The sequence below is a fragment of the Staphylococcus sp. 8AQ genome (genome assembly GCF_902506595.1).
Lineage (GTDB): Bacteria > Bacillota > Bacilli > Staphylococcales > Staphylococcaceae > Staphylococcus > Staphylococcus pasteuri.
In genome coordinates, this window is record NZ_LR733871.1 from 188,019 (window position 1) to 203,077 (window position 15,059).

Annotated in this window: 16 protein-coding genes; 14 read left to right on the forward strand and 2 right to left on the reverse strand. The window is 30.9% G+C overall.

The window, feature by feature from the left end:
• Window positions 1–152: 152 nt before the first annotated feature.
• From GVY01_RS00965 to GVY01_RS01005, 9 genes are all read left to right on the forward strand, one after another.
• Window positions 153–953: an ABC transporter ATP-binding protein gene (locus GVY01_RS00965; protein WP_017637210.1), complete on the forward strand. Its 801-nt coding sequence runs from the start codon at window positions 153–155 to the stop codon at window positions 951–953.
• Between the two features lie 45 nt (window positions 954–998).
• Window positions 999–2,003 carry a FecCD family ABC transporter permease gene (locus GVY01_RS00970; RefSeq protein ID WP_026083479.1) on the forward strand — a complete coding sequence of 335 codons (1,005 nt, stop codon included), beginning with the start codon at window positions 999–1,001 and terminating at the stop codon, window positions 2,001–2,003.
• Window positions 2,000–3,016: a FecCD family ABC transporter permease gene (locus GVY01_RS00975; RefSeq protein WP_017637212.1), complete on the forward strand. Its 1,017-nt coding sequence runs from the start codon at window positions 2,000–2,002 to the stop codon at window positions 3,014–3,016. The genes GVY01_RS00970 and GVY01_RS00975 overlap by 4 nt, the downstream gene beginning before the upstream one ends.
• 116 nt (window positions 3,017–3,132) lie before the next feature.
• A complete protein-coding gene (dhaK, locus tag GVY01_RS00980) occupies window positions 3,133–4,101 on the forward strand; it encodes a dihydroxyacetone kinase subunit DhaK (protein WP_017637213.1) in 969 nt (322 codons plus the stop codon).
• Between the two features lie 29 nt (window positions 4,102–4,130).
• Window positions 4,131–4,709, forward strand: coding sequence for a dihydroxyacetone kinase subunit DhaL (gene dhaL / locus GVY01_RS00985; RefSeq protein WP_017637214.1), 579 nt, complete (start codon window positions 4,131–4,133; stop codon window positions 4,707–4,709).
• Window positions 4,709–5,071 (forward strand): dihydroxyacetone kinase phosphoryl donor subunit DhaM, encoded by a 363-nt coding sequence (dhaM, locus tag GVY01_RS00990; RefSeq protein ID WP_017637215.1) that lies wholly within the window; start codon window positions 4,709–4,711, stop codon window positions 5,069–5,071. The genes dhaL and dhaM overlap by 1 nt, the downstream gene beginning before the upstream one ends.
• A gap of 115 nt (window positions 5,072–5,186) precedes the next feature.
• Window positions 5,187–5,687 carry a hypothetical protein gene (locus tag GVY01_RS00995; RefSeq protein WP_017637216.1) on the forward strand — a complete coding sequence of 167 codons (501 nt, stop codon included), beginning with the start codon at window positions 5,187–5,189 and terminating at the stop codon, window positions 5,685–5,687.
• A gap of 254 nt (window positions 5,688–5,941) precedes the next feature.
• Window positions 5,942–7,009: a YkvI family membrane protein gene (locus GVY01_RS01000; protein WP_017637217.1), complete on the forward strand. Its 1,068-nt coding sequence runs from the start codon at window positions 5,942–5,944 to the stop codon at window positions 7,007–7,009.
• A gap of 154 nt (window positions 7,010–7,163) precedes the next feature.
• Window positions 7,164–8,213, forward strand: a complete 1,050-nt coding sequence (locus tag GVY01_RS01005) for an alpha/beta hydrolase (protein ID WP_017637218.1) — start codon at window positions 7,164–7,166, stop codon at window positions 8,211–8,213.
• A gap of 130 nt (window positions 8,214–8,343) precedes the next feature.
• Here GVY01_RS01005 and GVY01_RS01010 read toward each other — a convergent pair whose 3' ends face one another.
• Window positions 8,344–8,850: a GNAT family N-acetyltransferase gene (locus tag GVY01_RS01010; RefSeq protein WP_017637219.1), complete on the reverse strand. Its 507-nt coding sequence runs from the start codon at window positions 8,848–8,850 to the stop codon at window positions 8,344–8,346.
• Window positions 8,851–8,974: 124 nt separating this feature from the next.
• On the opposite strand from GVY01_RS01010, the gene GVY01_RS01015 reads away from it, so the two are divergent.
• The 5 genes from GVY01_RS01015 (at window position 8,975) to GVY01_RS01035 (ending at window position 14,452) form a co-directional block, all read left to right on the forward strand.
• Window positions 8,975–9,898, forward strand: coding sequence for an NAD-dependent epimerase/dehydratase family protein (locus GVY01_RS01015; protein ID WP_017637220.1), 924 nt, complete (start codon window positions 8,975–8,977; stop codon window positions 9,896–9,898).
• Between the two features lie 13 nt (window positions 9,899–9,911).
• Complete coding sequence (gene graR, locus GVY01_RS01020; RefSeq protein ID WP_017637221.1) at window positions 9,912–10,586, forward strand: response regulator transcription factor GraR/ApsR; 675 nt, start codon at window positions 9,912–9,914, stop codon at window positions 10,584–10,586.
• Window positions 10,579–11,619 carry a sensor histidine kinase gene (locus GVY01_RS01025; protein WP_017637222.1) on the forward strand — a complete coding sequence of 347 codons (1,041 nt, stop codon included), beginning with the start codon at window positions 10,579–10,581 and terminating at the stop codon, window positions 11,617–11,619. The genes graR and GVY01_RS01025 overlap by 8 nt, the downstream gene beginning before the upstream one ends.
• 192 nt (window positions 11,620–11,811) lie before the next feature.
• Window positions 11,812–12,573, forward strand: a complete 762-nt coding sequence (locus GVY01_RS01030) for an ABC transporter ATP-binding protein (RefSeq protein ID WP_017637223.1) — start codon at window positions 11,812–11,814, stop codon at window positions 12,571–12,573.
• Window positions 12,563–14,452, forward strand: coding sequence for an FtsX-like permease family protein (locus GVY01_RS01035; RefSeq protein ID WP_017637224.1), 1,890 nt, complete (start codon window positions 12,563–12,565; stop codon window positions 14,450–14,452). Before GVY01_RS01030 ends, GVY01_RS01035 begins: the two co-directional genes overlap by 11 nt.
• 75 nt (window positions 14,453–14,527) lie before the next feature.
• Here the strand turns inward: GVY01_RS01035 and GVY01_RS01040 are convergent, their stop codons facing one another.
• Entirely contained in the window at window positions 14,528–14,917 is a 390-nt protein-coding gene (locus GVY01_RS01040; protein WP_017637225.1) for a DUF1398 domain-containing protein, read from the reverse strand.
• Between the last annotated feature and the right edge of the window lie 142 nt (window positions 14,918–15,059).

A 15,059-nucleotide genomic window follows, 5' to 3' on the forward strand; every position in this document is an offset into this window, starting at 1 on the left:
TTATAATAAATCATGAATTTATTAGTCAAAAAATAGTGGAAATGTTATAATAACCATTATGATAATGATTATCAATTACATTGATATTAAAAATATAAAAGTACAGTTACCTTTTCTGAATATAAAGTAATTTTTTAGAAAGTAGGGGAATTATGAGTCGTTTAAATGGTGAACAAGTAACAATTGGTTATGGCGATACGACTATTATAAATAATCTAGATGTTGAGATTCCTGATGGTAAAGTGACATCAATTATAGGACCAAATGGTTGTGGAAAGTCTACTTTATTAAAAGCACTCTCTCGTTTACTATCCGTAAAAGATGGATCAATTAATTTAGATGGAGAAAGTATTCATTCCCAATCTACGAAAGAAATCGCTAAAAAAATAGCGATTTTACCACAATCACCAGAAGTTGCTGATGGTTTAACAGTAGGCGAATTGGTTTCATATGGCCGATTTCCACATCAAAAAGGCTTTGGTCGTTTATCTGAAGAAGATAAAAAAGAAATTAATTGGGCATTGGATGTTACTGGAACATCAGAATTTAGACATCGTTCAATCAATGACTTAAGTGGTGGTCAAAGACAGCGTGTGTGGATTGCAATGGCTTTAGCACAACGTACTGATATTATCTTCTTAGATGAGCCAACAACTTATTTAGATATCTCTCATCAATTAGAAATATTAGAATTGGTTCAAAAATTAAATGAAGAACAAGGTTGTACCATTATTATGGTGTTACATGACATTAACCAAGCTATCCGTTTCTCAGACCATCTTATTGCTATGAAAAAAGGAGAAATTATAGCTAATGGGGAAACTAATGAAATACTAACTAAAGACATTTTAGAGCAAGTGTTTAACATTGATGTTGTATTAAGTGAAGATCCTAGAACAGGTAAACCACTATTAGTTACTTATGACTTATGTAATAAATCATACTCATCATAAAAAGTAATAGATAAATATAAATCATATAGAAAAGGTATGAATATAATGTCAAATCCAAGCAAAAAGGGCAATGTTAAATTTATCTCTTATTTAATAGGTGGAATAATAGTGCTAGCAATAGCGCTATTTTTATCTATTTTATATGGTGATGCCAAAATTAATATTCCAACTATAATAGATGCAATTTTCAACTATAATCCAAAAAACCAACAACACAATGTAATAAGTGAAATTAGAATACCTAGAGATTTAGGTGCTATATTAGTAGGTATGGCTTTATCCGTTGCAGGTGCAGTTATTCAAGGCGTAACGAAAAATAGTTTGGCAGATCCAAGTTTAATTGGATTAAACTCTGGCGCTTCATTCGGATTAGCACTGACATATGCCTTTTATCCAGAAGCTCCTTTTACATTACTAATGATTGCAGGATTTCTTGGTGCATTATTAGGTGGAACAATTGTATTAATGATTGGCCGTTCAAGAAAAGACGGATTTAATCCTATGCGTATTATTTTAGCTGGTGCAGCTGTAAGTGCTATGTTAACTGCGTTAAGTCAAGGTGTAGCACTCATATTTAGATTAAACCAATCTCTTACATTTTGGAGTGCCGGTGGTGTATCAGGTACAACATGGTCTCAAATTATATGGACTGCGCCTATCATTATAATTGCGTTACTTATTATTCTTACGATGAGTAAACAATTAACGATATTAAACTTGGGAGAATCTTTAGCTAAAGGTTTAGGACAAAATGTAACAGTAATTCGTGTTGTGATATTAGTTTTATCAATGATACTTGCTGGTGTTGCTGTTTCAATGGTAGGACAAATTGCATTTGTAGGTTTAATGGTGCCACATATTGTTAGATTTTTAATTGGAACAGATTATGCTAAAGTGTTACCTTTGACTGCTTTATTAGGTGGTATTTTAATGTTAGTTGCTGATATGTTAGCAAGATATTTAGGTGGCGCGCCTGTAGGTGCAATTATTTCATTTATTGGCGTTCCTTACTTCTTATATTTAGTTAAAAGAGGGGGACGTTCTATATGATAGACAGTAAGTTAAGACGCAAACAAATCATCACGTTTATTACGTTTGTAATATTAGTCTTTTTAGCTTGTACGTGGAGCGTAGCCTCCGGTGAATATAATATACCAGTAAGTAAATTCTTTAAAATATTGACTGGTCAGGGCGACTATACAGATACACTCATTTTGGTGGATTTTAGACTGCCCCGAATGTTGATTACTATTTTAGCAGGAGCTGCTTTAAGTATGAGTGGCGCAATTGTTCAAAGTGTCACGAAAAATCCAATAGCTGAACCAGGTATCTTAGGTATTAATGCTGGTGGTGGTTTTGCTATTGCCTTATTTATTACGATAGGACAAATAAAACCTGACAATTTTGTCTATGTATTACCAATTATTAGTGTCATAGGTGGTGTAGCAACTGCGTTAGTTATATTTATGTTTAGTATTAATCAGCGAAATGGTGTCACACCTTCAAGTATGGTATTAATTGGTGTAGGTATGCAAACTGCATTATATGGCGGTTCAATCACTTTAATGTCAAAATTTGATGAAGATCAATCTGAATTTATTGCTACATGGTTTGCAGGTAATATATGGGGAGATGAATGGATATTCGTCGCTGCCTTTTTACCATGGATTATTGTGATATTACCTTATTTATTTTATAAATCTAATGAACTTAATATTATTAATACACACGAACATGTAGCTAAAGGATTAGGCGTTAAAGTGGGCAAAGAACGTATGGTGTTATTCTTTGTTGCAGTCGTACTTTCCTCAGTAGCTGTTGCAGTGGCTGGTTCTATATCATTTATTGGATTAATGGGACCACACATAGCTAAACGAATCGTTGGTCCACGTCATCAATTATTTTTACCAATAGCAGTACTAGTTGGCGCATTCCTATTAGTATTCTCAGATACTTTTGGTAAAGTTATTTTAGAACCAACTGGCGTACCAGCGGGTATTATAGTCGCTATTATTGGAGCACCTTATTTCTTATATCTTATGTATAAAACTAAAAGTGTATAAATTGTGTGAAAAAGAGTGAAGTCTTTAGGAGGCTTCGCTCTTTTGTTATGTATATTGTTAACGTTTTCTAAAAGGGTTGATTTATAATAGACATGAATGACAAAGGAGGGCTAACAATGAAGAAACTAATTAAAGATAAACAAGACTTTTTAAGTGATATGCTTGATGGATTTTTAATTGCACATCCTGAGCTAGATATTATTGAAGATACAATCATTGTTAAAAAAGATAAAAAGACATCAGGTGTAGCACTCGTTTCAGGTGGAGGGAGCGGTCATGAACCTGCACATGCTGGATATGTTGCACAAGGTATGCTTGATGCTGCGGTATGTGGTGAGGTATTTACTTCTCCAACGCCAGATAAAATTTTAGAAGCTATTAAATATGTTGATACTGGTGATGGCGTATTATTAATTGTTAAAAATTATGCTGGAGATGTAATGAATTTTGAAATGGCTCAAGAAATGGCCGAAATGGAAGATATTAATGTAGATATGGTTGTTGTTAAGGATGATATTGCTGTATCTGATGTAGAACAGCGTCGTGGAGTTGCTGGTACAGTCTTCATTCATAAATATGCGGGTTATTTATCAGAGAATGGCGAGTCGTTAGCGGATATTAAATCTAAAGTTGAAAATATATTACCTACTATTAAAAGTATTGGAATGGCATTAACACCACCAATGGTACCAACAACTGGTAAATATGGATTTGATATAAATGAAAATGATATTGAAATTGGTATTGGTATTCATGGTGAAAAAGGACTACATCGTCAAAAAATGGAGTCTATTGATGACATTGTGAAGCATTTAGGTGATGCATTGTTAAAAGAAGTTGAGACTGAGAATGTTATCGTAATGGTCAATGGTATGGGTGGCACACCATTGTCTGAACTGAACATTACAACGTCATATATCAAAAAATACTTTGAGGCTCAAAATGTAAATGTGAAACATTGGTATGTGGGAGATTATATGACATCATTAGATATGCAAGGATTTTCAATCACAATCGTACCTTATTCTGAAAAACTCCTAGAAGCATTACTTGCACCAACGACTAGTCGATATTTTAACGCTTAATCAATAAAAAATAACAAGGAGGGCTAATAATGGATATTAATACAACGAAACAACACTTATTAGAATTAGAAAATACGTTTAAAGAACAAGAAGATACATTAACAGAACTTGATAGAGCTATTGGTGATGGAGACCATGGTGTAAATATGTTAAGAGGATTCGAAAATTTAAAAGATAAAGTAGACGACAGTTCAATGAAAAATTTATTTAAATCTACTGGCATGACACTAATGTCCAATATTGGCGGTGCCTCAGGTCCCTTATACGGGTTTAGTTTTGTTAAAATGGCAGAAGTCGTTAGTGATGATATTGACCACGATAACTTAGTAACTTTACTTGAAACATTTACCGAAGCTATCGCTAAACGTGGCAAGGTTGAACTAAACGAAAAGACAATGTATGATGTTGTAGCACGAACATTCGAAGCGGTTAAAGCAGACGAAAAAGTTAATTTAGAGCGACTACAAAGTTTTGCAGACGAGACTATTGATATGGTTGCAACAAAGGGACGTGCTTCATATTATAAAGAGGCTTCTAAAGGATATATGGATCCGGGCGCACAAAGTATGGTTTATGTTTTAAATGCATTAATAGGAGATGAAAGATAATGACGACAATTGTAATCATTAGTCATAGTGAAGCTATAGCTAATGGCACTAAAGCATTATTACAACAAATGGCATCAGATGTTAATGTAGTAGCTAATGGTGGTGTAAATGGAGATATTGGTACATCTTTTGATACAGTACAGCAATTAATTAATGGACTAGAAGAAGATGCATTATGCTTTTATGATATTGGATCATCAGAAATGAATATTGATATGGCTATAGATATGTATGATGGGCCATATAAAATTGTTAAAGTAGACGCGCCAATAGTAGAAGGAAGTTTTACAGCAGCAGTTAAATTATCAATAGGTGGAAGTATGTCTGATGCTCTTGATGAAGTAAAACAAACATCATTTTAAATGAAATTATCATTTATTAAGTTGAATTTTATTTTTTGAAATGAAAGTTAAGATTATATGTGATATGATTAATATTAAATGTACGATAAAATCTGGCTAATAGGAGGACATTGCCATGCAACATCTTATAAAAAAACATGTATTGAATGGCGAGTTTGATTTAGTAAGACAATTAATGTCCGAAACAGATTTTATGGAATTTGAAGAAGCATATATTTCAAGTGCACATGAAGTAGAAAGTATGATGTTCTATACTTGTATTTTAGATATGATGAAAGTGGAAGAAACACCTGAAATGCACGATTTAGCATTTTTACTTCTTGTTTATCCACTTAGTGACTATGAAGGTGCTTTACACTCTGCTTATTATCATGCAGATTCATCCATAAAACTTACTGACGGAAATGAAGTTAAAAGCTTATTACAAATGCTGTTACTACATGCAATTCCAGAGCCTGTTATTTCTGATAAAAAGGCTTTTGATATAGCTAAACGAATTCTTAAATTAGATCCAAACAATAATGTGGCTCGTAATGTATTAAAAGATACAGCGAAACGCATGGACAACGTAGTAGTTGATATTAATGAGTTAAATCAACACCGCGATGCTCGTTAAAAATCTAATATTTAGACTTATTTTTGTAAATACCATTGAATTGTGTAAAATCAATTCAGTGGTTTTTTTAATAGTAAATAAATTGTTTGAATGTTTAGAAAATTTAAAATTTGAATTTAGGGAATATCCGAAAATGCTTGATATCAAAGTCTAAATTGGGAATTTAAGATATTTTTAGCTACATGGATTGGGTTGCAATTAAAAAGCAGTACGTTATAATTCAACGTGTGTAAAATGAAGGAGGTTATTTTTTCATGGGGCTGAATAAAGAAGCTGTCAAAATTGGTTTCGCCTATGTCGGCATAGTAGTCGGCGCAGGATTTTCAACCGGTCAAGAAGTAATGCAATTCTTCACACCGTATGGCTTATGGTCATATATTGGTGTATTATTATCAGGTTTAATTTTAGGTTTTATAGGTAGACAAGTAGCTAAAATAGGTACGGCTTTTGAAGCTACAAACCATGAATCAACGCTACAATATGTATTCGGTGAAAAATTCAGTAAAATATTTGATTACATTCTTGTGTTCTTTTTATTTGGAATTGCCGTTACAATGATTGCTGGTTCAGGTTCAACATTCCAGGAAAGCTTTCATATTCCTGTTTGGCTAGGTGCTTTGATAATGACAGTTGTCATTTACGGCACACTATTACTTGATTTCGATAAAATTGTAAGAGCTCTAGGAATTGTTACTCCATTTTTAATTATAATAGTAGTATTAGTAGCAGTGTATTATTTATTTAATGGTTCAGTGCCATTAAGTGATGTTAATCAAACAGTAGATAAACCAAGTGTTATATTTGGTATTTTAAAAGGTATCCAATATGGAGGACTCGCCTTCGCGGTAGGATTTAGTACAGTTGTTGCTATTGGCGGTGATGCATCTAAACGAAAAGTATCAGGTGCTGGAGCATTATTCGGTGGTATTGTATACACAATCTTACTTGCATTGATTAATTTTGCATTACAAGCAGAATATCCAAAAATTAAAGATGCTGCGATACCTACATTAAACTTAGCGAATGCAATTAATCCTTGGATTGGTTTAGTATTAACTATTATTATGCTAGCTGTAATGTACAATACAATCTTAGGTTTATGTTATTCATTTGCTGCACGATTCACAGAACCATATAGTAAGAAATATCATCTATTTATTATTATCATGATGATTGCTGCTTATATTTTAAGTTTCGTAGGATTTGCAGACTTAATTAATTATTTATACAACATCATGGGAATTGTTGGTTTATTTATAGTTGTTGCAGTGCTTGTAAAATATTATAAACGTAAAAGTGATGATAAAGATCATATTGCTTAATTATAAAAAAGTAAATGCACTTTACTATTGAATATGATTGATTTAACCTTAAAAGCAATTCATCTTATTCAATTAAAGATGAATTGCTTTTTTTAAATAAAGTTAAGATTTTAATTTATAATATAAGTAAAGTTTTATGAGGGGACAATCAATCATGAAGGCAAAACATAAATGGTTGTTTATTACGATATGTGTTATTTTAATCGTTAGTGTTTGTATAGGACTACTATTAAAAAAACATTATGATCAAGAACATAATCACCAAAATAAAGAAAAAGTCCAAATAAATAATAAAAATGTTAAATTATTGCAAAATATTTCATACGGCCAAGGTGTTCCAAATAGTAAATTGGATATTATTATGCCATCAGACATGAGTAAAGATAGTAAATTACCTGTTATTTTTTGGATGCACGGTGGTGGCTTTATTGCAGGAGATAAACAATATAAAAATCCTTTATTATCTAAAATTGCTGAACAAGGTTATATTGTTGTCAACGTCAATTACGCTTTAGCACCACAATATAAATATCCAACACCAATTGAACAAATGAATAAGGCTGTTAAATTTATCAAAACTAATGAACATGATTTACCAATTGATTTTGATCAAGTGATTATTGGCGGTGATTCAGCTGGTGCACAATTAACTAGTCAATATGTTGCAATGCAAACAAACAAATCATTAAGAGATGAAATGAAATTTGAACCAGAATTCAAACCTTCACAAATTAAAGCAGCGATATTCTTTGGTGGTTTCTATGATATGAAAACTGTAAAAGCGACAGAATTTCCGAGAATACAATTATTTATGAGAAGTTATACTGGTATGACAAATTGGGAAAGTAATTTTAAAAATTTATCTCAAATGTCCACAATAAATCAAGTGACTAATAAATATCCACCAACTTTCTTATCTGTAGGAGATGCAGATCCTTTTTATAGTCAAAATATTGATTTTTATAAAAAACTTAAAGAAAAAGATGTACCAGTAGATACATTATTTTATAATGGGTCTCACCATTTACATCATCAATACCAATTTCATTTAGAAAAACCTGAGTCAAAAGAAAATATTAAGCGCGTCTTATTATTTTTAAGTAGAAATACTTCTTCTTCAGGTGTTGAACGTAACAATGAATCAAACACAAATGGAAACAATAATATAAACCAAGATGTTCAATTAGATCCATTTAGTGAATAGTTATTATAATGAAAATACCGTTAAAACACTTGAAATATGTGTTTTAACGGTATTTTCTATACATGATGGAATTTTACTTTACGTTGTTTAAATACATTTTATGATAATATTTAATATACAGAGATTAGCATTAATTTAAAATTTTGGCCATCACATATTCATTGTAATATTTATTATTAATAAATAACTTATCCTTTAATTCGCCTTCAATTTGGAACCCAGTACTTTTAAACAAATTGACTGCACTATCGTTTTCTGTCACAACAGTAGCTTCGATACGGCGGATATTGTGGTTGAGTGACCAAGCTTCAATTGCATTAATTAAAGCTTGTCCAACACCATGTTGTTGATAAAGGTTTTTAACACCTAAATAGATGATAGCTTCATGGCGTGTTCTTTCATATGTTTCTGTTCCTACAAATGCATAGCCAACAAGTTGTTCATCACTCTCAGCAACATAAATGGCTTTAGATGAAGAAGTAATATAATCTTCTAATCTTTTAATAACTTCAGAAGTAGTAGGTGCGTATTCACCAGGGTTGTAGAAAGTAAATTCAGATTCATCATAAATTTTGGTAAGTAATTCAATAAAATTATCTACGTCTTTTATACTAATTTCACGAATAGCGTGAGGCATGAAAACACTCCTATATTCATTTAAGTTTCGATTACTTCTATATTATAATATAAATAAGTTAAGATTGCTTTAAATCGTGCAATAATACAGTTGGAGTGTAGATTATACACAAGGGAGTTAAAATATGAAACCAAAAGTACTTTTAGCAGGCGGAACAGGATATATTGGGAAACATTTAAGTTCAGTTATTGAAGAAGATGCTGAATTATATGTATTGTCCAAGTATCCTAAACCAGAACATGAAGCTACGACAAATATGACTTGGCTACAAAGTGATATTTTTAATTATCAAGATGTGGTTGAATCTATGAAAAATATTGATATAGCTATTTTTTATTTAGATCCAACTAAAAACTCTGCAAAATTGACACAAGCGACGGCGCGAGATTTGAATTTAATTGCTGCTGACAATTTTGGAAGGGCAGCAGCAGTAAATCAAGTTAAAAAGCTAGTATATATACCAGGAAGTCGTAATGATAATCAAACGATTGAACGTTTGGGTGCATATGGTGTGCCTGTTGAACGTACACAATTAGAAATAAAACGTCCACATATTAATGTTGAGTTACAAGTTTCAAAGTATGATGATGTCAGAACTGCGACGAAAATAGTACTTCCTAAAAAATGGACGCTCAATCAAGTTGTAGAATACTTTTTTAATTGGCTTGATAAAACGAGAGGTACAATTGTAAAGACTTATAAAAGTAATGATTATTATTATATTTATGTTAAAAATAAAAATAAGCCTTTAGCTATATTAAAAAGAATGATTACTGAAAAAGATTTAATTACATTGCAATTAGTTGGTGGAAGATTAGTTAAATCGAATGCGAAGAAACAAGGGAAATTAGAGTTCCGTCTATTAAAAGGTAATGCAATTGTTTTAGTACATCTATTTGATTACATTCCGAAAATGTTTTGGCCTGTGTATTATTTTGTACAAGCACCATTACAAGGAATGATGATGCGTGGATTTGAAGTAGATTGTCGTATCAAACATTTCCAAGGACGTATTCAATCAGGAGAAAAAATCAAATATACAAAATAATTAGGTGATTCGTATGCAAATTTTATTAGTTGAAGATGATAACACACTGTTTCAAGAATTGAAAAAAGAATTAGAGCAATGGGATTTTAATGTTGTAGGGATAGATGATTTCAGCAATGTTATGGATACTTTTGAAGCATTTAATCCTGAGATAGTAATATTAGACGTACAATTACCGAAATATGATGGTTTTTATTGGTGTAGAAAAATGAGACAAGTATCTAACGTGCCCATTTTATTTTTATCATCTCGTGATAATCCAATGGACCAAGTCATGAGTATGGAATTAGGTGCAGATGATTATATCCAAAAACCATTTTATACTAATGTGCTGATTGCTAAATTACAAGCTGTTTATCGCAGAGTGTATGAATTTGGGGTTGAAGAAAAACGTACTTTAAACTGGCAAGATGCTACCGTTGATTTATCGAAAGATAGTATTCAAAAAGGGGATAAAGTCATTTTCTTATCTAAAACTGAAATGATTATCTTAGAAATGTTAGTTAACAAAAGAAATCAAATTGTCTCACGAGATACATTGATTACTGCTTTATGGGACGATGAAGCCTTTGTTAGTGATAACACATTAACTGTTAATGTAAATAGATTAAGAAAGAAGCTATCAGAAATAGGGATGGATAGTGCTATTGAAACCAAAGTAGGTAAAGGGTATATGGCTCATGAATAACTTTAAATGGTTTTGGTTGTTTTTTAAATCACGTATAAATTGGATTATATGGATTGTATTTATCAATCTTGTTATGCTAGGCATTTCATATATCGATTATGATATTTCTGCTGATAGTGTATGGTATATTGTGGTGCTTAATTTAGGTATGAGTATCATATTTATTATCATTACTTTCTTTAAAGAATCGAGATTGACGAAGCATTTTGAAAAGAACAAAGAAATTGAAGAAATTAAACATAAAGACTTGGCTGAAACACCATTCCAACAACAAATAGTAGATTATTTATATCGTAATATTACTACTCAAAAGGATAAGGTTTTAGAACAACAAGTACAAATCAATAATCACGAACAAAGTATAACTGAATTTGTTCATGATATTAAAACACCTGTTACAGCATTGAAATTAATCATCGACCAAGAACAAGATGCTCAACGTAAACAAGCATTATTATATGAATGGTCGCGTATCAATGAAATGTTAGATAAACAATTATATTTAACACGTTTAGAAACACAAAATAAAGATATGTATTTTGACTACGTTTCTTTAAAAAGAATGGTTATTGACGAAATTCAACTAACACGACATATTAGCCAGATAAAAGGTATAGGTTTTGAATTGAATTTTACTGATGATTTTAACGTTTATACAGATTTGAAATGGTGCCGAATGATGATAAGACAAATCTTATCTAATTCACTGAAATATAGTGAAAATAATATGATTGAAATAAGCGGTAAATTAACTGATAACCATATTACACTAGAAATTAAAGATCATGGACGTGGCATTAGCCAAAAAGATTTGCCTCGTATCTTTGATAGAGGTTATACGTCCACGGCTAATAGAAATGAGACGACGTCATCAGGCATGGGGCTATATTTAGTGGATAGTGTTAAATCACAATTAGGTATTGAAATTAAAGTAGATTCTGTTGTAGGTAAAGGAACTACATTTAGTCTCATATTCCCACAACAAAATGAAGTCATTGAACGCATGTCTGAAGTGACAACATTGTCATTTTAAGAATGCGTTTTGTTATTCATTATTAGTACATTTGTAATAAGGAATCGTTATAATATAAAAGTGAAAATATAAAAGAGGTCGGGGCAAAATCCTGCTTTTGGGTCGTCGTTAATCAAGTTTCCCAGAGCACAAGAACTTTATGTTTCAACCTCATTGCAATGTGATTGAGCAGTGATTATTAGGAGTGTTAACGTGACAATATTAGAAGTAAATCAATTAACTAAAATATATGGAAATCAACATTCTTCTCAAGAAATACTACATGATATTAATTTGTCAGTTGATAAGGGCGAATTTATATCGATTATGGGTCCTTCAGGCTCTGGCAAGACAACGCTATTGAATGTACTTAGCTCTATAGATTATGCTACACAAGGATCAATAAAATTAAATGGTCAAGCGTTGGATAAATTATCTAATAAAGATTTATCTAATATACGTAAAAAGGAAATAGGTTTTATTTTCCAAGATTATAATATCTTACATACATTAACAGTAAAAGAGAATATTATGCTACCGCTATCTGTTAAGAAAATACCCAAACAAGAAATGAAGGAACGGTATGAAAAAGTTGTAGAAGCTTTAAATATTAAGGATGTTAGTGATAAATATCCTTCTGAACTTTCAGGCGGTCAAATTCAAAGAACTTCTGCAGCAAGAGCGTTTATTACAAATCCTTCCATTATATTTGCTGATGAGCCAACAGGAGCGTTAGATTCAAAAAGTACGCAAGACTTATTAAAAAGATTAACTAAGATGAATGAATTATTTAATACAACAATTATTATGGTTACACATGATCCTGTAGCCGCAAGTTATTCGAATCGTGTAGTGATGTTAAAAGATGGAAGGATATTCACAGAAATATTCCAAGGTGAAGATAATAAACAGACATTTTATAATGAGATTATTAGAACACAAAGTGTGCTTGGTGGAGTGAATTATGACCTTTAAAGAAATTGTTTTTAAAAATTTCCAACAAAAATTTTCACATTATGCGATTTATTTATTTTCATTAGTAATTAGCGTAGTCCTTTATTTTAGTTTTATCACTTTAAAATATGCACATCATTTATATGGAAAACAAAATTATCCAATTATTAAAGAAGGATCGCAAATAGGTAGTTATTTTCTTTTTGTACTGATTATCGTATTTATTTTATATGCGAATCTATTGTTTTTAAAGCGACGTGGACGTGAATTTGCGTTGTTTCAAACGATTGGTCTTTCTAGATTTAATATTATGCAAATGATTATGATAGAACAGTTGCTTATATTTATAACTACTTCTATTTTAGGTATTATTATAGGAATCTTTGGATCAAAAATATTGTTAATGATTGTATTAAGATTACTTGGAATTAATATCACCGTTTCAATTATCTTTAGTGTATCGGCTATAATACAAGCACTTCTATTAATTTTAGTTGCGTACATATTGACTGTTAGTCAAAGTTATCTTTATATAAGAAGACGTTCCATTACAGAATTAGCTTCAAATATGACAAAGCGAGAAATTAATCACAATCAGTTTACTATTGGTGATTTAATTTTAGGGATACTAGGTATCATTATGATTCTGTTTGGTTATTATCTATCTACCAGAGTTGTAGAACATTTTAATGGCTTAATTCAACCATTTGTTATTCTAATTTGTACCGTCATTGGTGCATATTTCTTCTATAGAAGTACAGTTTCGTTAATTTTTAAAGCAATTAAAAAGATAAGACAAGATACTGTAAGTATTCATGATGTAATGTTTACTGCTCCAATTATGTATCGTATTAAGAAAAATGCATTTTCTCTTACAGTTATGACTATTATTTCTGCAATAACAGTATCTGTATTGTGTTTTGCAGCTATCAGTAGAGGTACGTTAACGAATGAAGTATTACTAAATTCTCCACATGATGTTACGTTAAAAGATAAAGATAAGGCTAATGAGTTAGCTTATGAGTTAAATAATAAAAATATTAAACATTTTTACAACTATAAGGAAGTTGTATACAGCAAATTATTTAAAGACAAATTGTTCGAAAAAGGGATTGCTAAACCTTATGAAGTAGCAGTAACGAGTGATAAATATATACCTAATGTTGAAGTATCTAAAGGATATACTGATATTATTGCACCTGAAGGTAAAGTCAGCGATATGATGAAATACAAAAAACATGGTGAAACCAAATTAGGTACAAAACAACACTCGATAAAAGTTAAATTATACAAAGAAATTAATCAAATATATTTCATGAGTGATGTAGACTTAGGTGGACCAACTTTAGTTTTGAATGATAAAGACTACCAGTATTTAAGAAATCATACTGAAGCAAAAGATATTGTATCCCAATACGGTTTTGATATTAAGCATAAAAAAGATATGCCGGAATTACAAAATGCTGTTAAAAATGTGGATAAGAATATTGAAACTAGAAGTGAAGCTGCAAGTGAAATTTCAAGCTTAACAGGAGTATTATTATTTGTTACATCATTTTTAGGGGTTACTTTTTTAATTGCTGCCGGATGTATTATCTATATTAAACAAATAGATGAAACTGAAGATGAAATAGAAAATTATTCGATATTACGGAAATTAGGTTTTACTTATCAAGATATGGCAAAAGGTTTAAAACTTAAAGTATTCTTCAACTTTGCTTTACCTTTAGTGATTGCATTATTACATGCTTACTTTGCTTCTCTAGCATTTATGACATTATTAGGTTCTACAAACCAAACACCAATTTTTATTGTCATGGCAGTATATACAGCTATTTATGCTATATTTGCATTGGCAGCATATAACCATTCAAAAAGAACAATCAGGCATTCAATATAGAATATAAAAAAGGATTTCATTAACATCGTTTATAAGACGCTGTATGAAATCCTTTTTTTATAATAATTAATATTGCTATTGAGGTATTTGTTCACTTACAATCGTTTGTTCATTTAAATCAATGTATGAACAAGTACCTGCATTAATATCAATATCCCATTTATATATACCAGCTTGTGCCATTTCTTCACAAAAAGTAGGGAAGTCTGTATCCCCATTTTGGTGACGTTTAAGTATATCTTTGACGCTACTAGAATGAGAAGACGTTGCCACATCATGTGTCGCTTTAACACCATTTGTAGTAATCGTTTGTTTCTCGGTATTAATATATGTTGATGTACCTTGTTGAATGTTAACGATATTTGTTGTCATCCCCATATCTTTAAAAGCTTTAAATAGCTTTGGAAAATCTGGTCCAGTATATTTACTATGTGCATCTTGAATCGCTTTTAATGTAAATTCCATTGTAGTCTCCTTTGGTTAAGTATTGTTATTATAAAATGGTAGGGATATAATAGCAAAATTTATGATCCATAATTAGTTCATGGAAAATAATTGAAAGTCATTATATAAAACGTTAAATTATAAAGTGGAATTGTCATTATAC

Bases quoted from the DNA above. Each gene is read 5' to 3' on its own strand.
- GVY01_RS01025 (WP_017637222.1), top strand. From the start codon at position 10,579: ATGAATAACTTTAAATGGTTTTGGTTGTTTTTTAAATCACGTATAAAT.
- GVY01_RS00965 (WP_017637210.1), top strand. From the start codon at position 153: ATGAGTCGTTTAAATGGTGAACAAGTAACAATTGGTTATGGCGATACG.
- dhaK (WP_017637213.1), top strand. From the start codon at position 3,133: ATGAAGAAACTAATTAAAGATAAACAAGACTTTTTAAGTGATATGCTT.
- dhaL (WP_017637214.1), top strand. From the start codon at position 4,131: ATGGATATTAATACAACGAAACAACACTTATTAGAATTAGAAAATACG.
- GVY01_RS00975 (WP_017637212.1), top strand. From the start codon at position 2,000: ATGATAGACAGTAAGTTAAGACGCAAACAAATCATCACGTTTATTACG.
- GVY01_RS01010 (WP_017637219.1), bottom strand. From the start codon at position 8,850: ATGCCTCACGCTATTCGTGAAATTAGTATAAAAGACGTAGATAATTTT.
- GVY01_RS00970 (WP_026083479.1), top strand. From the start codon at position 999: ATGTCAAATCCAAGCAAAAAGGGCAATGTTAAATTTATCTCTTATTTA.
- GVY01_RS01015 (WP_017637220.1), top strand. From the start codon at position 8,975: ATGAAACCAAAAGTACTTTTAGCAGGCGGAACAGGATATATTGGGAAA.
- dhaM (WP_017637215.1), top strand. From the start codon at position 4,709: ATGACGACAATTGTAATCATTAGTCATAGTGAAGCTATAGCTAATGGC.
- graR (WP_017637221.1), top strand. From the start codon at position 9,912: ATGCAAATTTTATTAGTTGAAGATGATAACACACTGTTTCAAGAATTG.
- GVY01_RS01035 (WP_017637224.1), top strand. From the start codon at position 12,563: ATGACCTTTAAAGAAATTGTTTTTAAAAATTTCCAACAAAAATTTTCA.
- GVY01_RS00995 (WP_017637216.1), top strand. From the start codon at position 5,187: ATGCAACATCTTATAAAAAAACATGTATTGAATGGCGAGTTTGATTTA.
- GVY01_RS01040 (WP_017637225.1), bottom strand. From the start codon at position 14,917: ATGGAATTTACATTAAAAGCGATTCAAGATGCACATAGTAAATATACT.
- GVY01_RS01000 (WP_017637217.1), top strand. From the start codon at position 5,942: ATGGGGCTGAATAAAGAAGCTGTCAAAATTGGTTTCGCCTATGTCGGC.
- GVY01_RS01005 (WP_017637218.1), top strand. From the start codon at position 7,164: ATGAAGGCAAAACATAAATGGTTGTTTATTACGATATGTGTTATTTTA.